Source organism: Salinivibrio sharmensis, from assembly GCF_001995985.1.
GTDB classification, from domain to species: Bacteria; Pseudomonadota; Gammaproteobacteria; order Enterobacterales; family Vibrionaceae; genus Salinivibrio; species Salinivibrio sharmensis.
The window spans coordinates 152,602-174,708 of record NZ_MUFC01000002.1; the positions used below are offsets into that span (position 1 = coordinate 152,602).

General features: G+C 51.8%; 24 protein-coding genes and 1 other RNA gene. 14 read left to right on the plus strand and 11 right to left on the minus strand.

Annotated elements, in window-relative coordinates; all coding sequences use genetic code 11:
* Positions 1–4 precede the first annotated feature (4 nt).
* Positions 5–778, plus strand: a complete 774-nt coding sequence (yaaA, locus tag BZG74_RS02740; RefSeq protein WP_077771233.1) for a peroxide stress protein YaaA — start codon at positions 5–7, stop codon at positions 776–778.
* A 68-nt stretch (positions 779–846) separates the two neighbouring features.
* Here the strand turns inward: yaaA and serA are convergent, their stop codons facing one another.
* The 5 genes from serA to zapA all read right to left on the minus strand — a co-directional run bounded on the left by serA (position 847) and on the right by zapA (position 4,274).
* Positions 847–2,079 carry a phosphoglycerate dehydrogenase gene (gene serA, locus BZG74_RS02745; protein ID WP_077771234.1) on the minus strand — a complete coding sequence of 411 codons (1,233 nt, stop codon included), beginning with the start codon at positions 2,077–2,079 and terminating at the stop codon, positions 847–849.
* Positions 2,080–2,433: 354 nt separating this feature from the next.
* A complete protein-coding gene (gene rpiA / locus BZG74_RS02755) occupies positions 2,434–3,093 on the minus strand; it encodes a ribose-5-phosphate isomerase RpiA (protein ID WP_077771236.1) in 660 nt (219 codons plus the stop codon).
* Positions 3,094–3,149: 56 nt separating this feature from the next.
* Positions 3,150–3,749 (minus strand): 5-formyltetrahydrofolate cyclo-ligase, encoded by a 600-nt coding sequence (locus BZG74_RS02760; RefSeq protein WP_077771237.1) that lies wholly within the window; start codon positions 3,747–3,749, stop codon positions 3,150–3,152.
* 33 nt (positions 3,750–3,782) lie between these two features.
* Positions 3,783–3,965: non-coding RNA, 6S RNA (ssrS, locus tag BZG74_RS02765), on the minus strand.
* A gap of 3 nt (positions 3,966–3,968) precedes the next feature.
* Positions 3,969–4,274, minus strand: a complete 306-nt coding sequence (zapA, locus tag BZG74_RS02770) for a cell division protein ZapA (RefSeq protein WP_077771238.1) — start codon at positions 4,272–4,274, stop codon at positions 3,969–3,971.
* A 429-nt stretch (positions 4,275–4,703) separates the two neighbouring features.
* On the opposite strand from zapA, the gene BZG74_RS02775 reads away from it, so the two are divergent.
* The 4 genes from BZG74_RS02775 to gcvH all read left to right on the plus strand — a co-directional run bounded on the left by BZG74_RS02775 (position 4,704) and on the right by gcvH (position 8,311).
* On the plus strand, positions 4,704–5,279 hold the full coding sequence (locus BZG74_RS02775; protein WP_235605698.1) for a UPF0149 family protein: 576 nt from the start codon (positions 4,704–4,706) through the stop codon (positions 5,277–5,279).
* A 58-nt stretch (positions 5,280–5,337) separates the two neighbouring features.
* Entirely contained in the window at positions 5,338–6,528 is a 1,191-nt protein-coding gene (ubiH, locus tag BZG74_RS02780; protein ID WP_077771240.1) for a 2-octaprenyl-6-methoxyphenyl hydroxylase, read from the plus strand.
* Positions 6,525–7,760, plus strand: coding sequence for an FAD-dependent 2-octaprenylphenol hydroxylase (locus BZG74_RS02785; RefSeq protein WP_077771241.1), 1,236 nt, complete (start codon positions 6,525–6,527; stop codon positions 7,758–7,760). The genes ubiH and BZG74_RS02785 overlap by 4 nt, the downstream gene beginning before the upstream one ends.
* A gap of 161 nt (positions 7,761–7,921) precedes the next feature.
* Positions 7,922–8,311, plus strand: coding sequence for a glycine cleavage system protein GcvH (gcvH, locus tag BZG74_RS02790; RefSeq protein WP_316243041.1), 390 nt, complete (start codon positions 7,922–7,924; stop codon positions 8,309–8,311).
* A 92-nt stretch (positions 8,312–8,403) separates the two neighbouring features.
* On the opposite strand, the gene BZG74_RS02795 is transcribed toward gcvH, so the two are convergent.
* The 5 genes from BZG74_RS02795 to ygfZ form a co-directional block, all read right to left on the minus strand.
* Positions 8,404–8,649, minus strand: a complete 246-nt coding sequence (locus BZG74_RS02795) for a DUF1107 domain-containing protein (RefSeq protein ID WP_077771243.1) — start codon at positions 8,647–8,649, stop codon at positions 8,404–8,406.
* A gap of 116 nt (positions 8,650–8,765) precedes the next feature.
* Positions 8,766–9,302 carry a GNAT family N-acetyltransferase gene (locus BZG74_RS02800; protein WP_158020625.1) on the minus strand — a complete coding sequence of 179 codons (537 nt, stop codon included), beginning with the start codon at positions 9,300–9,302 and terminating at the stop codon, positions 8,766–8,768.
* Positions 9,302–10,273, minus strand: a complete 972-nt coding sequence (locus tag BZG74_RS02805) for a LysR family transcriptional regulator (protein WP_077771245.1) — start codon at positions 10,271–10,273, stop codon at positions 9,302–9,304. The genes BZG74_RS02800 and BZG74_RS02805 overlap by 1 nt, the downstream gene beginning before the upstream one ends.
* A gap of 20 nt (positions 10,274–10,293) precedes the next feature.
* On the minus strand, positions 10,294–10,785 hold the full coding sequence (locus BZG74_RS02810) for an aminoacyl-tRNA deacylase (protein WP_077771246.1): 492 nt from the start codon (positions 10,783–10,785) through the stop codon (positions 10,294–10,296).
* Between the two features lie 3 nt (positions 10,786–10,788).
* Positions 10,789–11,766 (minus strand): tRNA-modifying protein YgfZ, encoded by a 978-nt coding sequence (ygfZ, locus tag BZG74_RS02815; protein WP_077771247.1) that lies wholly within the window; start codon positions 11,764–11,766, stop codon positions 10,789–10,791.
* 216 nt (positions 11,767–11,982) lie between these two features.
* On the opposite strand from ygfZ, the gene BZG74_RS02820 reads away from it, so the two are divergent.
* The 3 genes from BZG74_RS02820 to BZG74_RS02825 all read left to right on the plus strand — a co-directional run bounded on the left by BZG74_RS02820 (position 11,983) and on the right by BZG74_RS02825 (position 14,566).
* Positions 11,983–12,246: an FAD assembly factor SdhE gene (locus tag BZG74_RS02820; RefSeq protein WP_077771248.1), complete on the plus strand. Its 264-nt coding sequence runs from the start codon at positions 11,983–11,985 to the stop codon at positions 12,244–12,246.
* Between the two features lie 67 nt (positions 12,247–12,313).
* Positions 12,314–12,607 (plus strand): hypothetical protein, encoded by a 294-nt coding sequence (locus BZG74_RS15565; protein ID WP_162273998.1) that lies wholly within the window; start codon positions 12,314–12,316, stop codon positions 12,605–12,607.
* A gap of 126 nt (positions 12,608–12,733) precedes the next feature.
* Complete coding sequence (locus tag BZG74_RS02825) at positions 12,734–14,566, plus strand: methyl-accepting chemotaxis protein (protein ID WP_077771249.1); 1,833 nt, start codon at positions 12,734–12,736, stop codon at positions 14,564–14,566.
* Between the two features lie 80 nt (positions 14,567–14,646).
* On the opposite strand, the gene nadB is transcribed toward BZG74_RS02825, so the two are convergent.
* Positions 14,647–16,263: an L-aspartate oxidase gene (gene nadB, locus BZG74_RS02830; protein WP_077771250.1), complete on the minus strand. Its 1,617-nt coding sequence runs from the start codon at positions 16,261–16,263 to the stop codon at positions 14,647–14,649.
* A 333-nt stretch (positions 16,264–16,596) separates the two neighbouring features.
* Between nadB and rpoE the strand changes: the two genes are divergently transcribed.
* The 6 genes from rpoE to lepB all read left to right on the plus strand — a co-directional run bounded on the left by rpoE (position 16,597) and on the right by lepB (position 22,103).
* On the plus strand, positions 16,597–17,178 hold the full coding sequence (rpoE, locus tag BZG74_RS02835; RefSeq protein ID WP_046074081.1) for an RNA polymerase sigma factor RpoE: 582 nt from the start codon (positions 16,597–16,599) through the stop codon (positions 17,176–17,178).
* 32 nt (positions 17,179–17,210) lie between these two features.
* A complete protein-coding gene (locus tag BZG74_RS02840; protein ID WP_077771251.1) occupies positions 17,211–17,843 on the plus strand; it encodes an RseA family anti-sigma factor in 633 nt (210 codons plus the stop codon).
* Positions 17,840–18,823: a sigma-E factor regulatory protein RseB gene (gene rseB / locus BZG74_RS02845; protein ID WP_077771252.1), complete on the plus strand. Its 984-nt coding sequence runs from the start codon at positions 17,840–17,842 to the stop codon at positions 18,821–18,823. Before BZG74_RS02840 ends, rseB begins: the two co-directional genes overlap by 4 nt.
* A complete protein-coding gene (locus BZG74_RS02850) occupies positions 18,820–19,317 on the plus strand; it encodes a SoxR reducing system RseC family protein (RefSeq protein ID WP_077771253.1) in 498 nt (165 codons plus the stop codon). Before rseB ends, BZG74_RS02850 begins: the two co-directional genes overlap by 4 nt.
* Positions 19,318–19,395: 78 nt before the next feature.
* Positions 19,396–21,192, plus strand: a complete 1,797-nt coding sequence (gene lepA / locus BZG74_RS02855) for a translation elongation factor 4 (protein WP_077771254.1) — start codon at positions 19,396–19,398, stop codon at positions 21,190–21,192.
* A 14-nt stretch (positions 21,193–21,206) separates the two neighbouring features.
* Positions 21,207–22,103: a signal peptidase I gene (lepB, locus tag BZG74_RS02860; protein WP_077771255.1), complete on the plus strand. Its 897-nt coding sequence runs from the start codon at positions 21,207–21,209 to the stop codon at positions 22,101–22,103.
* The last annotated feature ends 4 nt before the right edge of the window (positions 22,104–22,107 follow it).

A 22,107-nucleotide genomic window follows, 5' to 3' on the forward strand; every position in this document is an offset into this window, starting at 1 on the left:
CAACATGCTGATAGTGGTTTCTCCTGCAAAAACCTTGGATTACGAAACGCCATTGCCGACAGACCGTTATACCCAACCTCAGCTTACTGAACACTCAGAGGCGTTGATTAAGGTTTGCCGCCAGCTGACGCCGGCAGACATTGCCTCGCTCATGAAAGTCAGTGATAAAATTGCCAGTTTAAACGCTGTCCGTTTTTCTGAATGGTCGCCAACCTTTACCCCGGACAATGCACGACCCGCCGCGCTCGCCTTTAAAGGTGATGTGTACACAGGGTTAGATGCGAATTCGATGTCTGAGCAAGACTTCGATTGGGCACAAGACCATTTTCGTATGTTATCTGGCTTGTATGGGCTGTTACGCCCGCTCGACCTGATGCAGCCTTACCGCTTAGAGATGGGCACCAAGTTGTCGACGCCACGCGGTGATAACCTCTATCAGTTCTGGGGAGATATCATCACAGAGGTACTGAATGAAGATTTGGCAGCGCAAGGTAGCCGGCTGTTGGTTAACCTTGCCTCGAATGAGTACTTTAAAGCGGTCAACAAGAAGGTGCTTAACGGCGACATCATCACCCCGGTGTTTAAAGATTATAAGAATGGTCAGTACAAGGTGATTAGCTTTTATGCCAAAAAAGCACGCGGGATGATGGCGCGTTATCTGATTGATCAGCGCGCGAGCTCAGTGGCGGACATTAAAGCGTTTGATGTGGCAGGCTATTACTTCAGTGAAGCTGATTCGAAAGGCAATGAGCTCGTCTTTCTGCGCGATGAGCAATAAGCGTTGTCAGTGACAAAAAGCGAACAATAAAAAAGCCCCAGCAGGGGCTTTTTTATTTCTGGCACAAATCAGTGCAGGATCCGCGCGCGGATAGTGCCTTCGATGGCTTTGAGCTTTTTCAGTGCCTTGTAGGCATGATCACTGTCTTCAACATCAATCACCACATAACCAATTTGCGATGATGTTTGTAAGTACTGTGCGGCGATGTTGACGTCTTCGTCGGCAAAAGTGGTGTTGATTTTGGTCAGCACTCCCGGACGGTTAGCGTGTATATGCAGCAAGCGCGAGCGGCCTTGATGCTCTGGCAATGACACTTCAGGGAAGTTGACGCATGACAAGGTCGAACCGTTGTCGGAGTATTTAATCAATTTCCCAGCAACCTCTAGGCCAATGTTTTCCTGCGCTTCTTGGGTTGACCCACCAATATGCGGTGTGAGTAATGCATTATCAAACGCTTGTAGCGGAGAGCTGAATGCGTCTTTGTTGGTTTTTGGTTCAACCGGGAAAACATCGATTGCCGCCCCAGCCAAATGCTTGCTTTCTAGCGCGCCACAGAGGGCATCGATGTCGACCACCGTGCCGCGTGAGGCATTAATAAAGATCGCCCCCGGCTTCATGCGGGCAAAGGCCTCGGCATCAATCATATTCTGCGTGCTTGGTGTCTCTGGGACATGGAGCGAGACAATATCACTGCGATTCAGCAGCTCTGTGAGCGAGTTAACTTGAATGGCGTTGCCCAAAGAGAGTTTATTATCAACATCATAATAATACACACGCATCCCTAAGTTTTCCGCCAAGATACTCAGCTGGGTGCCGATATGGCCATAGCCAATAATACCGAGTACCTTACCACGCGCTTCAAAAGAGCGGTCGGCAGATTTTTGCCATTCACCGCGATGTGCTTTGGCGTTCTTTTCGGGGATCCCGCGTAGGAGCAGCAGGATCTCGCCCAAAACCAGCTCTGCGACACTGCGGGTGTTGGAGAAAGGTGCGTTAAAGACGGGGATCCCGCGCTTAGCCGCTGCATCAAGATCGACTTGGTTGGTGCCGATACAAAAGCAGCCAACCGCGACCAGCTTCTTCGCTTTTGCAAAGACAGATTCCGTTAACTGGGTGCGAGACCGCAGCCCAACAAAGTGTGCGTCTTGAATGGCCTCTTCAAGATCCTCACCCGTGAGTGAGCCTTTGTGATACTCGATGTTGGTGTAGCCGGCCTGCTTGAACGCTTCAACAGCAGTCGGGTGGACGCCTTCGAGTAATAATATTTTGATTTTATTCTTGTCCAGTGAATAGTGTGACATGCGGGCTGTTCTCTTCCTTAGAAACAATAATGGTAGCAATGTTGCGCCTGAGTGCCGGGGCGCATCGTACCTTATTCCCTCGCGTGGATGGCGAAGGGGAGTGGCGGTTGATTGACCTGGTCATTAGGTTGATCTTTTACGTCAAAAGACCGCAGGGCATGCGATGTGCCGGTATCAGAACAGTGACCAAGATAACAAAAATTCACATGTGGGGTAAGAATTATCCGTTCTAGGCCATAAAAAAAGCACCTTAAAAAAGGTGCTTTTAACTTATTGATTACATTGAGCGCAAACGTTTGGCTTTTTTTGATATTACCGGTGAGGCGTAAGCATTTGATTTGCTGTGTTATGCACTCAGTTTGCCACTTTTTTCACACCGGAATCTGTCCCTGTAAGGACGATATCTGCGCCACGGTTAGCAAACAGGCCAACCGTCACCACGCCAGGAATGGCATTGATGGCGTCTTCTAACCCTTTTGGATCTTGGATTTTCATATTGTGTACGTCGAGGATCACGTTGCCATTGTCCGTGATCACACCTTGACGGTAACACGGGTCGCCACCTAGTTTGAGTAATTCACGTGCGACATAGGAGCGTGCCATGGGGATCACTTCAACGGGAAGTGGAAACTCACCGAGTACATCCACATGCTTGGTATCGTCGATAATACACACGAACTTTTTGGCGATGGCCGCGACGATTTTTTCACGCGTTAGAGCAGCGCCGCCGCCTTTAATCATATGATTGCGCGCATTGATCTCATCTGCGCCATCAACATAGATATCTAAACTTGCCACTTCATTGGCGTCGAGTACCTCAATCCCCAAGGCTTTTAGTCGCTCGGTCGAGGCTTCTGAGCTAGACACCGCGCCTTTGATTTGCTCTTTAATCGGGGCAAGGGCATCAATGAAGTAGTTTACGGTTGACCCCGTTCCCACACCAATAATGCTGCCAGGTTTGACATATTCAACCGCGGCTTCGCCGGTGGCTTTCTTCTTTTCGTCTTGGGTCATGATAACTCCTGAATCAAAGGGATTGGGCGTGATTATAGCGAAGCCGGCAGGTGGCGTCAGGGGCTAGGTCGCGAAATACGTATTGGCCATTGCCAATGTTGGCTGGGGGTCAATATATGGGGTAAAGGCACATCCCATTGCTCGGTCGGTAACGCGGGCCATTGCTGGCAATCATGCGCGAGCCCAACCGCGACCGCATCCGATGCACATAACCCGAGTGTACGATCGTAGTAGCCTCCTCCCATGCCAAGGCGTTGTCCTTTTGCGTCAAACGCCACCAAAGGCGTGGCAATCACGTCGAGTTTTCTACTCGGTATCAAGGTGCGAATATCGAGCTGGGGCTCAGCAATCCCATAACCATTAATCCGCATTGGGGTGGTCGGGGTGTAGTGGAGAAACAGTAAGTGACCACGGCTAAAGGGATGAATGACGGGCAAGTAGACATTTTTGTTCGCCCTCCAGCACGCCTCAATGACAGGCGTTGTATCTAGCTCGCCATCGAAAGAGAGGTACAGAGCAACGTTTGTAGCTTGTTCAACATCAGCCAGTGCGATAAATCGTTTGGTGACCGCCTCTGCGGCGAACGTTTGTTGCTCAGGAGAGAGCTGACGACGTGCGTCACGGATGGCGTGTCGTATGTGTTGTCTAGGCTGCATAACTGTCCTTGATGCTAGCCAAAGGATAGTGAAGAGGACCCCGGGGTGCCGTTGGGATCGATGGCCCTTGAACCCGCTGGTTCAAGGCGGGTGGGTAGTATAAACCGTAGGCTTCTCGGTGCATGCCGAGCTTGCTCAGTAGCTTATAACAACGCACCCTTAGTTTTGCTTATCGGCTCAGGGACGTAGATCCGCTGACAAACACCCCAGGGAATTGGGTTATTCTTGCGATCCTTGCGCTGCCATTGCTTTATCGAGTTGTGATGTCATCAGGGCGGTCCGTTGCGTTACCTGATCTTGCAGTGTCTCTAATGACTGTTTGGCATCATTTAATTCATGACAAACATTGAGAGCGGCAATGGCAATTAGCTGCTCTGTATTGGTTACTTTAGTGCGCTCAGCCAGCCGATGCAACCGTTGATCGAACTCGCTTGCTGCATCTTTAAGCGCTTGCTCTTGCCCTGGCGGACAATTGACGCGAACAAGACGATCTAGAATTTTAATTTCAACCGGTTGTGTGCTCATAGTCCCAAGCTGGCTCCTCATGCGGCCCGACAGTTCGAGGGCCCAGTACACAGTGATGGCGCTATTCTAGCAATTATTTCTGCCAATACACTACATCGAAGATCATCCACCGTATTGGTGCCGGGATTTTAATCAAATATGGTGGCCTCAGCCCCGCTAGTATGGCTGGATGGCACGAACAAACCCTTTGAGCATAAATGTGAATTAGCTCGCGCCTTATCTTGCTTCTTGCTGATGTGGTTGATCTTTATCATCGTGATGGACGGGTTTGCGCCGATACACTAAATGCTCCAATTGGCATGCTTGAGGTCGCTGCTGCTCTTTGCTTTTTGATATCAATGTTGGTTTTTTATCGCAGTGATTCAGCCTGCTGGTGTGAAATGCTAAACTATGCCCTTTCATTTTTAACGTATGACCAAGGGCAAGATCGTGACTGATACCCGTTTACCCGCTTATGCGACAACAGCAGACACACTGAGCGCGGACAGTTTGGCCGTGACCCCAGCAGAGATGCATGGCTTGATTGCCGGCATGCTCAGTGGCGGTTTAGAGCTGGAAGATGGCAGTTGGCTGACCATTCTGTATGACTATACCCACCAAGGCATGGGGTGGCCAATGGAGTCGAAGACGCTTGCGATGCAAAGTTATCATCAACTGAAAGCACAGCTAACTGGCAGCGATCTGGATTTGGACATTTATGTGCCTGATGACGAACAGTCAGGTGTCGTGGCTCGAGCCGAAGCGTTGGTGGAGTGGATTAATGCGTTTTTAGTTGGGGTGGGACTGATCGGAACCAAAGGCCGCACCTTATCTAAGGACGTGACAGAAGCGTTGGGCGATCTCAAAGATGTGGCTCAGCTGGGCGTCGATGAAGATGGCGACATGCAAGAGCAAGCTGAATTACTGGAGCAAGTTGTCGAGCATGTACGTGTGTGCAGCATGGTTGTGCATGCTGAGCTCGGTGCGCGTCCGGACAGCGACGACACACCCAAAACATTGCATTAATCTCAATCAACGCTTTTCGTCTAGGGCATAGCGTGACTCAGGGTGAGGGATAACGGGGATGAAATCCTACGACATAGTGATCGCGGGTGGCGCGATGGCAGGGGCGACTGCCGCCTTAGCCATAGACACATTAAGCGGGGGTACACTGCGTATTGCCGTGATTGAGGCCATGGTGCCAGACCATGGCGAGCACCCAGGATATGATGCGCGCAGTATTGCGTTGGCACAAGGCAGCTGCGCGGCGTTTTCAAAACTGGGGCTTTGGGAGTCACTGGCCCCCTTTGGTACGCCGATTCAGCATATTCATGTGTCAGATAGCGGCCACGCAGGTCAAACCCGTATCGATGCTCAGTCGCAAGGCGTTCCGTATCTTGGCCAGGTGATTGAACTGGCCGATGCCGGTGCAGTGTTACACCAAAAGCTGCAAAACCGCCAGGCTATCGATGTGTATTGCCCTGATGCCGTGATTGCCATTGAGCGTTGCGTCGAGGCGGTAACGGTGCGATTAAAGCAGGGACAATCTTTGACGGCATCCGTGCTGATTGCCGCTGATGGTGGGCGCTCGTCATGTTGCCAGCAGCTCAATATTCCGCGTCAGCAACACGATTTTGGCCAGGTGGCAGTGATTGCCAATGTGTCGACAGCTCTTCCCCATCAAGGTCACGCGTTCGAGCGTTTCACCCAAACCGGCCCCGTCGCCCTTCTTCCTATGTCGCAAGGGCGTTGCTCGTTGGTGTGGTGTATGACAGCCGAGCAAGCAGATGAGCTTATGCAAGTGAGTGATGATGCGTTTGTGCATCGGCTGCAGCAGGTGTTTGGCTGGCGTTTGGGCAAATTGCTGCATGTTGGAGAGCGCCACGCATACCCTTTGGTGCTCAACCAAGTGGTTCGCCCGGTGAGTCATCGAGTGGCCGTGGTTGGGAATGCTGCGCAAAGCTTGCACCCGATTGCCGGACAAGGCTTTAACCTTGGTTTACGAGATGTCATGACGTTAGCGCACACGCTGACGGAGGCGGCAGCGCGTGGTGATGATATCGGTGCGATGCCAACATTGATGACTTATGCCAAACAACGAACACCAGACCGAGATGCCACTGTGGCATTGACATCAGGGTTGGTTCACCTCTTTTCCAATGACAGTCCGTCCCTCGCTGGCGTGCGTAATGCCGGTTTGGGGCTGATGTCAGCATTTGACTGTGTGAAACAACCGCTAGTGCAACGCACGATAGGATGGGTAGAACCGAGATGAAAATGATCAATGTCGATGTGGCGATTGTCGGCGGCGGTATGGTAGGCCTGACACTAGCCGCCTCGCTAGCCGATACCGATTTAAGGGTGTTGGTGATAGAAGGCAAAGCGCCCGATACGACCTTCAGTGATGTTCCTGAAAACCGGGTATCAGCACTGAGTCGCGCCAGTGAAAGCATACTTCGTAACCTTGATGTATGGTCCAGCATTGTGTCTCGCCGCGCCGCCAGCTACCAGCAAATGCGGGTGTGGGAGAAAGACAGTTTTGCTGATATTCACTTTGATGCACAAGCGTTTGGGCAGCAGAACCTTGGTCATATCGTTGAAAATCGTGTGATTCAGTTGGCTTTGCTCGAGAAAGTGCAAAAGCAGGACAATGTGACCGTGCTGATGCCGGAGCAATGTCAATCCATGTTACAAGGTGAGAGTGAAACCTGGTTGCAGCTGGCCTCGGGCGGTGGCGTCACCGCTAAGCTGGTGGTGGGGGCGGATGGTGCCCGCTCTTGGGTGCGTGAACACGCTCAGCTTCCCCTTGTGCAACGCGACTATGGTCACCATGCGGTGGTGGCGACGGTGCGTACGGCTGAACCACACCAAGGGGTGGCACGGCAAGTATTTACGCCGGATGGCCCACTTGCTTTCTTACCGCTTTCAGACTCGCATTTATGTTCGATTGTTTGGTCTATTCCACCTGAGCAAGCACGTGATTATGTCGCGATCGACGCCGAGCTATTTAATCGTGCATTAACCGCCGCGTTTGATGCCAAGCTGGGGTTGTGTGAGGTGCTAGGACCGCGCGCCAGCTACCCGCTTACCATGCGCTATGCGCAGAACTTTGCGGCAGAGCGCCTTGCACTGGTCGGTGATGCTGCGCATACCATTCACCCATTGGCAGGACAAGGGGTGAACCTAGGGATGTTGGATGCCGCTGCGTTGGCGCAGACATTGGCGGCGCTCTCCGCCAAAGGGAAAGACATCGGTCACTACGCGGGGCTGCGTCATTACGAGCGCTGGCGCAAAGCAGAGGCCGCACAAATGATCGCTGCCATGCAAGGATTCCGCAGTTTGTTTGCAGGCGATAACCCCGTGAAAAAGCTAATTCGGGGCCTGGGCATGCGTGCGGTCAACCATTTGCCTGGTGCGAAACAGCCTTTCATGGCGCGCGCGTTAGGGGTGGAGGGAGACCTGCCTGAGCTGGCAAAGCCTGCCACGCGCACGGCAACTTTTTCATGATTGCGTGATGGCTGAAATTGGCGAAAAACAGAGAATATGCTAAATACCACAAAGACCATTGCCGAGTAGGCATGCGTTCGGGTTGTGAGTGAGATGTTGAATGTACCGATTGACGGTGTGAGTTGTCATTGGGTGTAACAAGGAACAAAATTATGAGTGATATCCCATCTGAATTAAAATTTACCGCCACACACGAATGGGTGCGCCCTGAAGGGGAAGGCCTATACACCATTGGTATTTCCGATCATGCCCAGGCGCTTTTGGGGGACATGGTGTTTATTGATTTACCCGACGAGGACGACACCTTTGATGCGGGTGATGATTGTGCTGTCGCGGAGTCAGTTAAAGCGGCTTCGGATATCTATGCGCCAATATCTGGTCAGGTCGTGGCGGTCAATGAAGAGTTGGACAGCGCACCTGAGCTGGTTAACAGTGACCCTTATGGTGACGGTTGGCTGTTCCAGATCCAAGCAACGGATGAGTCAGAGATTGACAGTTTGCTTGACGCGCAAAGCTATGAAGAAACGCTAGGTGACCAAGACGCCGATTAAAGCTGCGGCTTTAAGCCGAAAAATGTGCAGTGCTAGGCGCATAATCAGAAAGGATCCGCCTGGCGGATCCTTGTTCGTTGTGGCGTCTTTGATTAGCGAGAGGCGGGCAACGACCGGCGATCTTCAGGCTCACCAATGGCCTCTTGATAAACATCTCGAATAAAGCGATTCACCTCTTCCACGGTTTTGTAGTGGCTGATGGTGGCGTGCTCTGGCGCTTTTAACCAACCATTATCAAAATCAAACCGGCCTCTTCCTGCAATATAGACGCGACCCGAGAATAATCGTGTGACATGTTTAGCGACAAGCTTGGGTGAGTAGCGATTAAAAACGCGCATAACCTCTTCTTACTGGTGTGAATAGTTGTCACCCTATATGGGTGTGAAAACGGCACCGATTGTGAAGTGGGTTTATGTCGTTGTGATGACACTGCCTAAAAAACATTCATTTCAGCCTACCACAAATCCGCTTGGTTAAAGGCCGCTACGCAGCACGGCTTGGCTCCCAGCGCCGGCAAGTCGCTATCAATCAGCGATTGCGCCAGCCAGCCGTGTGGGTAGCTTAATCGATGTGGTGGCACGATTTCGCTAGGATTGGCAGTGTGAAACCCAAGCTGAGTGTAGAAAGCAGGATCCCCGTAGGTCACCACCGCCTGGTAACCCAATGCGCGCAGCTGTTGAAGTCCTGCGCGAATTAATGCTTTTCCATGTCCTTGGCGCTGATAATCAGGATGGATAGCCATTGGAGAGAGCAGCGCAACCTTGTCCGTATGCGGGTAGGTGAACCGTGAGAAAAAGACAGCGCCCACTAACCGCTCACCGTCAATTAGCCCCCAACCATGACAGTCTTCACAGGGCGTTTCACCGAGCAGCTTATCCACCAATTGTCTGATGACTTCACCGGTGTCGGCCCCCTCACTATGCGTGAACGTTTCACTGACCTGTTGCGCCACGTAACCGGGATTAAGGGTCGATAGAGAGACGATGTTCATTAGGTTTCCTTTTGCCAGTGACACAGGGGTGATGACGTTTTTAGGGAAGCCACGCGCTTGTCGACAATGGTGGTAATTTGGGCGATGAGCCACTGCATTTTGGGGTGACCGCTCGCTTGGTGTCGCCATGCTAGGCCAATATCAAAGCCGGGTACCTCTATGGGAGGCGGGCTGAATACCAGGTGATCAGCATCGTTGAAGGTATCAAGCCGCGCCATAAGCTCTGGCACGGTACATAAGAGTTGTCGCCCTTTTAGTAACTGCCTCACGGTTAAAAAGCGCTGCGATCCCATCACCACTTGTCGATGGTAGCCTAGCGCTTCTAAGCGTGCATCTATTGGGCTAGAGAGCTGGCCGTGTGTGCTTACCAAAGCGTGCGGCGTGGCAACAAAATCAGCTAAGCTGATGGGCGCATCCAGTCCTGTACTTTGAGGGTCAAACAGACACACGTGTTGCTCGCGATACAATACCTGGCTGTCGAGAATATCGCTGTTGTCCGGGATCACCCCGATCACCGCATCGACATCATCATTTTTAATCGCATCTAAGCACTGACGACGGTCAACGGGGCGCAAGCTCAGTTGTGCTAAGGGAAGCTGTTGGTTGAGGGTATCGAATAACGCAGGCGCGAAGATAAGTTCTGCATAGTCGGTGAGTCCCAGACGGATTTGGCCATCAAAATGGCTAGGCTCAAAGGTAGGCGGAGTGAGTACATCCGTGGCGAGGCTATCAAGCAAGGCATCTATCTTCGGGGCGATATCCAGTGCTCGTTCAGTGGGTACCATCTGGTGTCCACGTCGTTCAAACAAGGGGTCGTCAAGCATCGCACGTAATCGTGACAAGCTATGGCTCATCGCTGATTGACCGAGGGACAAGCGCTCTGCTGCGCGAGTCACACTGCGGGTTTCCATCAAGGTGACAAACGTCACTAACAAATTAAGGTCATATTTACGCCAGTGTTTTTGCGCCATCCGTTGCGTCACTCCTGAATCTAGCCGTCTTGAGCGCGGCATATATCGCCGCGTCGTGGCTGGCAAAGCGCGATGAGCTCACTCACCTTCACCCACAGACCAGCGTGAGGATTGCCACTGCTAATGGTGACGGTGTCATAACGCCAAATTCGCTCGTCAAACACAATGGCAAGCTCAGGCGATAACCCCACTGGCGCCACTGCGCCCCGCACAAAGCCGGTGATGCTTAGCACTTGTTGCTCTGTGGCGAGCGTCATTCGCCGACATCCCAGCAATTGGCGGACTTTGGGTGGGCTCACTTGTTGGTCGCCTGGTACGCAGGCCACCGCATAACGCCCGCCCATATCCCGTAACACCATGGTTTTGAGCATGTGCGACGCACAAATGCCGCGCTGTGCAGCGGTGTCTTCTATCGACTGGGTTGCCAGTGACTGCCACAAGACCTGGTAGCCGATATGGGCACTGTCTAGCGTGGCCGTCACCGGTGTTTGCCAATTGGAACCCGCGTTCACGGCTTAATCATCATCCTCAAGTGAATAAGGTAACGGGTCGCGTTGCCAAGCGTATGATGGCGACTCGGCGAGGCGGAAAGCGGTGTCGTCGTCCAAGTTGTTTGGCAGTACAGCCAATACCGTGGCACGGCCATTTGCTTCTCGGTAGCCGGCGATTACTGTCCCCCCAGAACGCCAATTGTCGCCTACTGCACGCTCAATTTTATCCCCTGCGGCCGGTGTATGGTCGGCGTGACCGCTGAGTTTGTACATAGCACGCTTATTGATGCCTCGGTACTTGGCTCGCGCGACGGTTTCTTGGCCGGTGTAGCAGCCTTTGGTAAAGCTAATGGCATTCAGCGCTTGCAAGTTTAACGATTGAGGGATGAACTCGCCGCTGGTGGCCTGCTCAATACGCGGTAAGGCGGCATCAATGTCGCATTTGTCCCAGTATTCATGGGTCAGCAATGTTGCTTGGCCTTGATTGACAAGCTCAGAGGCGGTGTCAGTATCCACGGCGAGTAACCAGCGATTTGGCGCAATGCACACCGCGGTGCCTGATTGTCCTTGGCGAACGTTACCTTCAGAACCAAAGTGCTCAGCCACCCACTTGTCTGCCTGTGCGCCAACAATACCGAGCAACACGACATCGGCTTTTTCAAATGCAATCTTTGAAAAGATGGCGTATTTTTTTACTTCTTGCAGCTGAGTGGCTTCAATGGAAGCCGGTTGCACCATGGCCAGCCCGTCTTGGAAGTGGAAAAAGCGCAGTACCGACCAGACCTTGCCTTTGGGGTCGCAATGAGCGGCAAGGGTTGATTCGTCCTCACCAAGGCTTGCAATGTCGCAAGTAAGCTGACCTTGCAAGTAGCTTTTTGTATCGTCGCCACTTACTTTGGTGAGCGCCCAGTTATCCAGGGCGACAATCGCAAGTTCAGGTTGTTGGTCACTCGGCTGTGTGTCCGCGGGCTGAAAGGCCACGCTTTGATACCATTCGCTCATATCACTCACGCTCTTGGTTGAGAAAACATAGACTCTGCCCCGTATACTAATCCGCAGCATAAAGCTTGTCAGCCCTTGTATTGTAGGGCTATTGCCGTCTATTGCCGATTAACGCTAGAGAGCTCTCAGATTCGCTGTTTGTTTTTCTGCAAAAGTAGTCGCCTGATGGCGGCATTGATAGTATGCAACCACTGACATCATTGATAGAGGTAAGCAATGGTTAACACCGAGGATAAAGCGCGGGTTCGTTGGGCATGTCGCCGCGGCATGTTGGAGCTAGATGTGTTGGTAATGCCTTATTTTGAAGCCTGTTACGACACACTCAATCAACAAGAAAAACAAGATTTTGTCGCATTTTTAGAAAGTGCTGACCCGGATCTGTTTGCCTGGTTGATGGGGCATGGTAAACCTGATGACCCCAAGATGAAGTTGGTCGTCGATAAGGTCGTTGCTTATAACCGAAGCAAGTTACGTACATAGCCACCTACATTGTCCGCGTTATGTCGCTGTCGGGCTGTTTTTACTCGGACTGGCGGTAGCATGGCTGATGATGGCACATGTTTACCTTCCTCTGAGTGCGCGCGCTGTGCTCGTCATTGGGGTAACGCGAGAATTACGCTGTTTTTATTGGCACCTTGCCACTTATAAAGGCGTGTTTCGTTTTTCCTCCGAGGGTTGGGCCGTATTGTCCGATGGCCAGTGTCGACAGCTGGCCTGCCTTTATGCCACACCTTGGTTACTCGTACTCACCACCCAACCCGATGCCCAGTCCCTCTATATCTGGCGTTGGGGCATACCAGATTACCATTTTCGTCTTATTTATCGTCACTGTTGTCGGTAAGGTTAGGATATTGTGTGACATATTTGTGACAAACCAGTGGCGTCGCTTTACTTTTTGACGTTATCACCGATATTCAAAGGACACGGGGTAAAAACTCTTTCGCTCAGATAATGCTGTAGGGTCGCTATGAATATTAAACAAAAACTCTTGTCGCTCACCTTGATGTCGGTGCTGGCGCTGCTTGCGGTTGCCGCTGTTGCATGGAAAGCAGAAACGCGGCTACAAAAAATGCACACGCAGTTAACGACGGTCTCTGATCTTGAAGTCATACTGCTTAACCTACGTCGCAATGAGAAAGACTTTCTCGCGCGCATGGACCCCAAATACCTCTCCCGTTTTGATAACAACGTTGATGCGTTCAATCAGCTGCTGAGTGACTTCCGCGCCCGCAGTACCTCTCTGGGGTTAGAGACCGCGACTATTGATAACGTGCAGCGAGCAATGACAGCGTATGCCAATGGGTTTCGCGATCTGGGTAAGGGTTACCAAACGCTGGGTTTAACTCCTGATCAAGGCATTCGCGGGCAGATGCAAAACGCGAGCAAGAAAATGGTGGCGGCGACCCAAAATGACATTGTGCTTGAGAGTAGCGCCCGACTGTTAGCCGCAGACGCCAAACTGTTTGTACAAAGTAGCAACCTTGACTACATCGACGAATATCAAAGCCAAATGCAAGAGCTTGAAGATTACCTTCGTGGTGACTTGCTGGCTTTGTTTCAAGCGCATCAAGCGCAAGTGGACAAAATTGTTGCCCAGAAAAAGACACTGGGTTTAGCGGCGGACAAAGGGCTGCTCGGGGAAATTCGTGGCAAAACCCATCAAGTGGAAGAGATGTTTGATGCGCTAAGCCAAGAATATAAGCAGGCCATTGACCAAGCTTTACGCCAGACAGTGACGTTTACCGGCTCGGTGGTAGTGATCCTGGCATTGGTGATGACAGCGGTTTCCTTGTGGATGAACCGTGGTATTCAACAACGTATTTATCGATTTAGCCAGCAAATGGCTGCCATCACGCAGCAGCGCGACCTGACCTTGAGAGCTGACGAAAATGGGCGCGATGAAATTTCATTGATGGCCAAAGACGTCAACCAAATGCTCGCGAGTGTGCAACAAATGGTGGTCGACGTCAGCCGTGCGGTGCAAGCGTTGAATCAAAGTGCAGAGCAGGTGGAATCTCGTACTGAGGAAACAGGCGCTGCCATGGCCACCCAATTAGATGAAACTACTCATGCGGCGACCGCGATGAATGAAATGGAAAGCACCATTCGTGATATCGCTGGCAACACGGATCAAGCAGCAGATAATGCGCGCACCAGCTTAAGCCGTGCGGAGAACGGGCAAAAGGTGGTCGATGACACCAAAGCGATGATCATGACATTGGCAGAAACCCTCAGTAACACCAGTAATGAGGTGCTTGAGCTGAGTAAGCTGTCTGAGACCATTGGCTCGGTGCTGGACGTGATTAAAGATATCTCCGAGCAAACCAACTTACTGGCGCTTAACGCGGCGATTGAAGCGGCGCGCGCCGGCGAGCAAGGGCGTGGTTTTGCGGTGGTCGCTGATGAGGTGCGCCAGCTGGCGACCCGTACTCGCGAATCGACCGATGAAATTTCTGGCATTATTACCTCGTTGCAAGAGCAAACCCAGTCGGTGTCCGAACGCATGGAACAAAGCCGAGAAGATGGTGAAACATCCGTGGGTAAGGTAGAAGCGGCTTCGCAAGAGCTGTCGCAAATCATGGAAGATATGCAAAATATCATGGATATGAGCACCCACATTGCTACCGCAATAGAGCAGCAGAGCTCGGTGGCGAAGGAAGTCAATCAAAACGTGCACAACATTCAAGATATCGCGCAAAACAGCACGGAACGAGCGAACCAAAACCGCGAAGCGGCACACAAGGTGGCTGAAGAAGCGGCGCACCTTGAGCGTGCGGTGAGCGAGTTTAAAAGCGAATAAGCGCGACGATATCCAGTAAAAAGGCCAGCCTTATGGGGCTGGCCTTTTTCATTCAGGGCCGTGGGAGTAATCAAAACCCGCTAACAGGGCTGATCCGGCGTTAATATGGTGGGGCCGGATTGCTCGTTAGGCTCTGGGTAATCAATGGTGTAGTGCAGCCCACGACTTTCTTTTCGTTGCATCGCGCAGCGAACCATTAATTCCGCCACTTGTAGCAAGTTACGTAATTCCAACAGGTTATTTGAGACCCGGAAATTGGCGTAGTATTCGTGTGTTTCTTGCTTAAGCAACTCGATGCGGCGCAACGCGCGTTCTAACCGTTTGGTCGAACGGACAATGCCCATGTAATCCCACATAAAAAGACGCAATTCATGCCAGTTATGCTGGATCACCACTTCTTCGTCGGAACAAATTACCTGGCTCTCATCCCATGGCGGTAGGGCCGTATGCGGCTCGATATGGTCTGAGTGTGCTTTAATGTGCTCAGCGGCTGACCACGCATACACCACGCACTCTAGTAGCGAGTTAGATGCCATACGGTTGGCGCCATGCAAGCCGGTGTAGCTCACCTCCCCAATCGCGTATAAGCCGGGCAAGTCTGTGGTGCCGTTTTTATCCACCATCACGCCACCGCACGTGTAGTGGGCGGCAGGGACAATAGGGATCGGCTCTTTGGTCAGATCGATGCCGTATTGCTTGAGCTTTTCGTAGATGGTTGGAAAATGTTTGATCACAAACTCTGGATCTTTGTGGCTGATGTCGAGATACATACAGTCGGCGCCAAGGCGCTTCATCTCGTAGTCAATCGCGCGGGCTACCACATCACGAGGGGCAAGTTCGCCGCGTGAGTCGAAGTCTGACATAAAGCGCGAGCCATCTGGGCGTTTTAGGTGCGCGCCTTCACCGCGTAACGCTTCAGTGAGCAAAAAGTTGCGCGCATCAGGGTGATAGAGGCAAGTTGGGTGAAACTGGTTAAATTCCAGGTTGGCGACGCGACAGCCTGCCCGCCATGCCATGGCGATGCCATCACCGGATGATACATCTGGATTGGACGTATACTGGTACACTTTGGATGCGCCGCCTGTCGCAAGCACCACATAGTTAGTGCGCACGGTTTCAACCACTTCTTGGTTTCGGTTCCAGATGTAAGCCCCAAGCACGTGGTTAGCGCCACCTAAGCCAACTTTTTTACGGGTGATAATATCTAGCGCATTGTGCCGTTCGAGCAAGGTGATATTTGGGTGCTGACGGACATTGTCTTGCAGAGAGTTTTGCACGGCCATGCCTGTGGCGTCTGCAGTATGCAAAATGCGTCGGTGACTATGACCTCCCTCTCGGGTGAGGTGATAACGTGGGGTGTCATCATCGCTGTCTTCTTGATCGAAAGGGACACCGCCATCGATTAACCATTGCACACAATCTTTCGCGTTGCGGGCAATAAAATCGACCACGTTTGTATCACAGATACCTGCGCCGGCAATTTGGGTATCTTCGACATGAGACTCGACCGAGTCTTGCTCGTCAAACACCGCGGCAATACCGCCTTGTGCGTAAAGTGTTGCCCCTTCGCTGAGCGGGCCTTTACTTAATACAATCACCTTGTGGGTCGGCGCTAAGCGAAGCGCCAGTGATAAGCCAGCGGCACCACTGCCGATGACTAGCACGTCACATTGATGTTCTTGGGTTGTGGTCGTCATGATCCCTAATCCTCTTTCTGCGCCCCCAATGTTACACCAATTTGACGCTGCCGCGCGCGGTAAGATCAAATCCAAGTCGGCTTGGGTGAAAGTTTGCAACCATGGTACGGTTCGGGCGACAATGCCCCCCAGCCAAAGACGTTCCCTTTGGCCAGTCCGTCACAGTAATGTGATTTAACACATAATAAAACCAACATGGTGAGGAACTTTTCGCCGAACAGGCTATCGAAACGTGTGCGAAAGCTCGCAAGCGGGTTTAACCGCGCTCTGACAACGTCGGGCCTAGAATTTCGATAATCGGGCGGAAAGATCAACCAAGGAGTAAACGCTCGAATGGGCGAGCAGCTAACCGACCAGGTTCTAATAGAACGTGTACAGAATGGTGACAAGCAAGCTTTCAATCTGTTAGTCGTCAAATATCAGAATAAGGTATGCAACCTTATCGCCCGCTATGTAGGCACACACAGCGGTGATATTCCGGATATTGCGCAAGAGGCGTTTATTAAAGCCTATCGTGCACTGCCGGGGTTTCGTGGCGAAAGTGCGTTTTATACTTGGCTGTATCGCATTGCAGTGAATACCGCGAAGAACCATTTGGTGGCGCAAGGACGACGACCGCCGGGCAGTGATATTGATGCCGACGAAGCAGAAAATTACGAAAGTGGGGGTTCTTTAAAAGAAATATCGAACCCTGAAAACTTGATGTTGTCAGATGAATTGAGACAGGTGGTGTTTTCGACGATAGAAACACTGCCCGACGACTTAAGAACCGCAATTACCTTACGTGAGCTCGATGGGCTCAGCTATGAGGAAATTGCACAGGTAATGGATTGTCCAGTCGGTACGGTGCGGTCGCGTATTTTCCGAGCGCGTGAAGCGGTTGAAAAACGCATCCGACCACTGATGAAACGGTAACGAGTTTTACTGGCTGCATGACGGTGACTTGAATGACGGATAGAGAAAAAATTTCAGCGTTATTGGATGGCGAATTAGTGGATACCTCAGTGATCCACTACATTGAGCGAGACGATAGCGCGCAACAAAACTGGAGTGACTTTAGCACCATTCGTGATGTGATGCGTGGTGATGCTCCTAGCTCGTTGCAATGGAACATTGCCGATTCTGTAGCGTCCGCGCTGGAAGCAGAACCTGCGTATCATGGTGATCACCTTGATAGTAACGTGCTCCCCATGCACGAGGCGCAACCGCGTCCGGAAAAAGCGCGTCGTCACTTACCAGGGTGGCTACAACAGCTGACGCAAGTTAGTGTCGCTGCTTGTGTCTCGTTGGCAGTGATTGTGGGCGTGCAGCAGTATAACCAGTCTGAATCGAGCGCGCCGGTGGCCAGTGCCCAAACCCAACCACCGGTACTCGAAACCATTCCTTTTGCCGGTGCTGCTGAACCCGTGAGTTTGAGCCGTAATGATTTACGTGCCACGCCCTCGGAGGCAGAACTGATGGAGCAGCGTCGTCGCGTCAATGCAATGCTCAAAGACTATGAATTGCAGCTGCGCTTGAATAAGGATAGGCTGTCTGATCATCAGACTATGGCACCGTCGACAAGCAGTAATAACCAATGAAAAAAATTCTGATCGGTGCGCTTGCGCTGGTCAGTTTGATGTCTGCGCAAGCCTCGGCCGACCCCTCTGCCGAGGCTTTGTTACATCAAATGGATACCGCAAGCGATACCCTAGATTACGAAGTGTCCTACATCTTGGTAGGTAAAAACAGCCTCGAGCCGCTTCGCTTTCGTCATGCTCAACTTGGCGAGCATGCCTACGGCCACCTCATGTATCTTAGTGGCCCGCCTCGTGAAGTGATTCGTCGTGGTGGCGAGATCAGCTACTTTGAGCCCGGTTACGACCCCTTCACCATTGCCAGTGATCATATGGTGGCGCCTTTGCCCACCCTGATTCAGGCTGATATCGATGTACTGGCTAACCACTATGACTTTGTGTCGATGGGGCATGCGCGTGAAGCGGGGATGGACTGCCAAGTGGTGCGCATTACCCCAAAAGACGGTGAGCGCTACTCGTACGTACTATGGCTAGATGAGAACAGCAAGCTGCCTGTCAGAGCGGATTTACTTGACCGCGACGGCGACCCACTAGAGCAATATCGCGCCTTGTCACTGGTGGTTTCACCGCAAATCAGTGCCTCGATGCAAAAGCTGGCGGCGCTTAGCTTGCCACCGGTACTGACCTTACCTCAGGCGACGAAGCGATCTGAGCTTGATTGGAAGGTGACTGGGCTACCTGATGGATTTGAGCCCGTGTATAGCAATCGTCACCGCTTAATGATGACCAAGCGAGCGGTCGAGAGTCAGATGTTTAGTGACGGTTTGTTCAGTTTTTCGGTGTATCTTGCCAAAGCCGATGATGTCTCGGTTCGCCAGCAAATTGTTCGTCAAGGTCGACGCACACTGCATAGCGTGACCAGTGGTAACGCAGAAATCACGGTGGTCGGCGATATTCCGCCTGAAACAGCTAAACGGGTGGCGGAGTCTGTCCGTATTACTGCTATGCCCCAGAGCAAGTCAGAACAGAAGGTCGAACCATGATCAAAGCATTGGCCGAAGTCACCGGTTATCAAGATGGTTGGTTGTCATTGGCCTGCCAGCAGCAAACCAGTTGCGGCAGCTGCCAATCACAAAGCACATGTGGCACCGGTATTGTGTCCAAAGCGCTTCCTGGTAAGGTCAAACACCTTAAAGTGCGCGCGCCAAAACCCTTACCGGCCGGCACCTTAGTTGAAATCGGTTTGGGCGAGGCGACCTTATTACGCTCCGCGTTATTGGTCTACATGGTGCCTCTGGTGATGATGCTAACCGGGGCACTGCTCGGGCAATTTTTGTTCGCCACGCTTGCCGGCAGCGGTGAGGGTGGCATCATCGCGCTCAGCCTAGGGCTGGGGGCGGTTGGCGTGTACCTTGCGCGTCATCTTGCACCGCGTATCGGAACCCAAGAACAGCAACAGCCTCAACTGTTGCGCGTGATGGGGGAGCCGGTCTCAGATTTGTCAGTCATAAATACCACACAGCAGGATAGCGACTAGCCACTATTTTCGGTAGAATCCCGCTCACTTGATCTTAGGATCCCATTCTTATTGATAACGAGTAAGTCACACCAACACATGAAGCATATTCGTAACTTTTCGATCATCGCCCATATTGACCACGGTAAGTCGACACTTTCTGACCGACTGATTCAAGTATGTGGCGGCCTAACTGACCGGGAAATGGCAGATCAGGTTCTAGATTCAATGGATCTGGAACGTGAACGCGGTATCACCATCAAAGCACAAAGTGTGACACTGAACTACAAAGCCAAAGACGGCGAAGTGTATCAGCTCAACTTCATCGATACGCCAGGACACGTTGACTTCTCGTATGAGGTGTCACGCTCGCTCAAGGCGTGTGAAGGTGCTTTGCTGGTGGTCGATGCAGGACAAGGGGTTGAAGCACAGACGCTGGCCAACTGCTACACCGCCATTGATATGGATCTGGAAGTGGTTCCTGTCCTTAACAAAATTGACTTGCCGGCCGCTGATCCTGATCGCGTGGCGCAAGAAATTGAGGACATTGTCGGTATAGAGGCCATTGACGCCACGCGCTGCTCGGCGAAAACCGGCATCGGCGTTGATGATGTCCTTGAAGATATTGTACGCCAGATCCCGCCACCTGAAGGTGATCCTGAGGCGCCAACCCAAGCACTGATTATCGACTCTTGGTTTGATAAATACCTCGGCGTGGTGTCTTTGGTGCGCATCCGTGAAGGGTCGCTGAAAAAAGGCGACAAAGTGAAAATCATGAGCACGGGCCAAGAATGGAACGTGGACAGCATTGGCATTTTCACGCCTAAGCGTAAAGAGCTTAATGGCCTGCAAACCGGTGAAGTTGGCTGGGTGATCTGCGGGATCAAAGATATCCTCGGCGCACCAGTGGGCGATACCATCACCCATGCTAAAAATGGCTGTGAAAAACGCATTGAAGGTTTCCAGCAAGTGAAGCCGCAAGTATATGCAGGGCTTTTCCCAATTTCATCGGATGATTACGAAAGCTTCCGTGATGCCCTGGACAAGCTGAGCCTTAACGATGCGTCCTTGTTCTTTGAGCCGGAAAGTTCGGCGGCACTGGGCTTTGGTTTCCGTTGTGGCTTTCTTGGCATGCTGCACATGGAAATCATTCAAGAGCGCTTGGAGCGCGAGTATAACCTCGATCTTATTACCACAGCTCCGACCGTGGTGTATGAGGTGAACAAAAATGATGGCGAAGTCATTTACGTCGACAGCCCATCCAAACTGCCACCTATCAATGATATCGAGGCGATTGGTGAGCCGATCTCGCGCTGTAATATTTTGGTGCCGAGTGAATTTGTCGGTAACGTCATTTCACTGTGTGTCGAAAAGCGTGGTGTGCAGGTTGATATGGTTTATCACGGCAACCAAGTGGCGCTGACCTATGATATTCCGATGGCTGAAGTGGTCCTCGATTTCTTTGACCGAATAAAATCAACATCGCGCGGTTACGCATCGTTAGATTATAACTTCGAGCGCTATGAAGTGTCCGACATGGTGCGGGTGGATATCCTCCTAAACGGTGAACGCGTCGATGCGCTGGCGATCATCACTCACCGTGCACACGCTCAGCCACGTGGTCGCGAGTTGGTGGAAAAAATGAAAGAGTTTATTCCTCGCCAACAGTTCGATATTGCTATCCAAGCCTCGATTGGCAACCATATTATTGCCCGTTCGACGGTGAAACAGCTACGCAAAAACGTGACCGCGAAGTGTTACGGTGGTGACGTGAGCCGTAAGAAGAAACTTCTGCAAAAGCAAAAAGAAGGTAAAAAGCGGATGAAGCAGGTCGGTAATGTCGAGCTGCCGCAAGAAGCCTTTTTGGCCATTTTGCACGTGGGCAAAGATAAATAACGACGGACTCCATTATGGCCAATACGTTTTCTTTGATATTAGTGCTGGTGACCTTGGTCACCGGCATTGTTTGGGCGTTAGATAAATACCGTTGGGCACCGCGTCGCCGCCAAGCGGCGGGCGAAACCCTTAAGGTGTCAGCGCGTGAGCTAAATGCTGAGCAAGTCGCTAAAGTGGCGCCTCAACCAAGCTGGGTTGAGAATATGGCGTCCATTTTCCCAGTGATTGCGGTGGTATTGGTGCTGCGCTCGTTTATTTATGAGCCGTTTCAAATTCCATCCGGATCGATGATGCCCACCTTATTGGTAGGGGACTTCATCTTGGTGGAAAAGTTTGCCTATGGCTTACGCGATCCTGCCTTCCACACTGAAATCGTCGAAACGGGTAAACCAAAGCGCGGTGATATCGTGGTGTTCAAATACCCGCCTCAACCCAATATCGATTACATTAAGCGCACGGTCGGGCTGCCCGGCGATACCGTGGTGTATGAAGATAAGCGCCTATGTATTCAGCCGAAGGGAGAATCCCAGTGCCAGCCAGTGCCGATTGATGACATCCGGCCAAGCGAGTTTGTTCAAGCGGGCATTAACTTGGTACAAGCGCAGGAGCAACTGGGTGAACAGTCTCACCAGATCCTTGTCCATCCGAAAAAACGTGACCGCGTGAGTGCCTATCAGCCACGCCCTGGCGTCAACCGTTGGGTGGTGCCAGACGGGCACTACTTTATGATGGGTGACAACCGTGATAACAGCGCAGATAGCCGATTCTGGGGCTTCGTCCCGGAACGCAACCTGGTGGGTAAGGCAGTCGCTATCTGGGTCAGCTTTGAATTCGAGCGCCACAGCGATAGCTGGTTACCATCGTGGGTACCGACAGGCATACGCTTTAACCGTATTGGTGGAATTGATTAATTCT

What these genes read in the sequence shown, in the direction of transcription:
- BZG74_RS02785 (WP_077771241.1), top strand. Translation starts at nt 6,525, where the DNA reads ATGAAAATGATCAATGTCGATGTGGCGATTGTCGGCGGCGGTATGGTA.
- BZG74_RS02825 (WP_077771249.1), top strand. Translation starts at nt 12,734, where the DNA reads ATGAATATTAAACAAAAACTCTTGTCGCTCACCTTGATGTCGGTGCTG.
- BZG74_RS15565 (WP_162273998.1), top strand. Translation starts at nt 12,314, where the DNA reads ATGATGGCACATGTTTACCTTCCTCTGAGTGCGCGCGCTGTGCTCGTC.
- ygfZ (WP_077771247.1), bottom strand. Translation starts at nt 11,766, where the DNA reads ATGAGCGAATGGTATCAAAGCGTGGCCTTTCAGCCCGCGGACACACAG.
- BZG74_RS02805 (WP_077771245.1), bottom strand. Translation starts at nt 10,273, where the DNA reads ATGGCGCAAAAACACTGGCGTAAATATGACCTTAATTTGTTAGTGACG.
- yaaA (WP_077771233.1), top strand. Translation starts at nt 5, where the DNA reads ATGCTGATAGTGGTTTCTCCTGCAAAAACCTTGGATTACGAAACGCCA.
- ubiH (WP_077771240.1), top strand. Translation starts at nt 5,338, where the DNA reads ATGAAATCCTACGACATAGTGATCGCGGGTGGCGCGATGGCAGGGGCG.
- lepB (WP_077771255.1), top strand. Translation starts at nt 21,207, where the DNA reads ATGGCCAATACGTTTTCTTTGATATTAGTGCTGGTGACCTTGGTCACC.
- BZG74_RS02800 (WP_158020625.1), bottom strand. Translation starts at nt 9,302, where the DNA reads ATGAACATCGTCTCTCTATCGACCCTTAATCCCGGTTACGTGGCGCAA.
- lepA (WP_077771254.1), top strand. Translation starts at nt 19,396, where the DNA reads ATGAAGCATATTCGTAACTTTTCGATCATCGCCCATATTGACCACGGT.
- BZG74_RS02840 (WP_077771251.1), top strand. Translation starts at nt 17,211, where the DNA reads ATGACGGATAGAGAAAAAATTTCAGCGTTATTGGATGGCGAATTAGTG.
- BZG74_RS02760 (WP_077771237.1), bottom strand. Translation starts at nt 3,749, where the DNA reads ATGCAGCCTAGACAACACATACGACACGCCATCCGTGACGCACGTCGT.
- BZG74_RS02795 (WP_077771243.1), bottom strand. Translation starts at nt 8,649, where the DNA reads ATGCGCGTTTTTAATCGCTACTCACCCAAGCTTGTCGCTAAACATGTC.
- serA (WP_077771234.1), bottom strand. Translation starts at nt 2,079, where the DNA reads ATGTCACACTATTCACTGGACAAGAATAAAATCAAAATATTATTACTC.
- rpoE (WP_046074081.1), top strand. Translation starts at nt 16,597, where the DNA reads ATGGGCGAGCAGCTAACCGACCAGGTTCTAATAGAACGTGTACAGAAT.
- nadB (WP_077771250.1), bottom strand. Translation starts at nt 16,263, where the DNA reads ATGACGACCACAACCCAAGAACATCAATGTGACGTGCTAGTCATCGGC.
- rpiA (WP_077771236.1), bottom strand. Translation starts at nt 3,093, where the DNA reads ATGACCCAAGACGAAAAGAAGAAAGCCACCGGCGAAGCCGCGGTTGAA.
- BZG74_RS02820 (WP_077771248.1), top strand. Translation starts at nt 11,983, where the DNA reads ATGGTTAACACCGAGGATAAAGCGCGGGTTCGTTGGGCATGTCGCCGC.
- zapA (WP_077771238.1), bottom strand. Translation starts at nt 4,274, where the DNA reads ATGAGCACACAACCGGTTGAAATTAAAATTCTAGATCGTCTTGTTCGC.
- rseB (WP_077771252.1), top strand. Translation starts at nt 17,840, where the DNA reads ATGAAAAAAATTCTGATCGGTGCGCTTGCGCTGGTCAGTTTGATGTCT.
- BZG74_RS02850 (WP_077771253.1), top strand. Translation starts at nt 18,820, where the DNA reads ATGATCAAAGCATTGGCCGAAGTCACCGGTTATCAAGATGGTTGGTTG.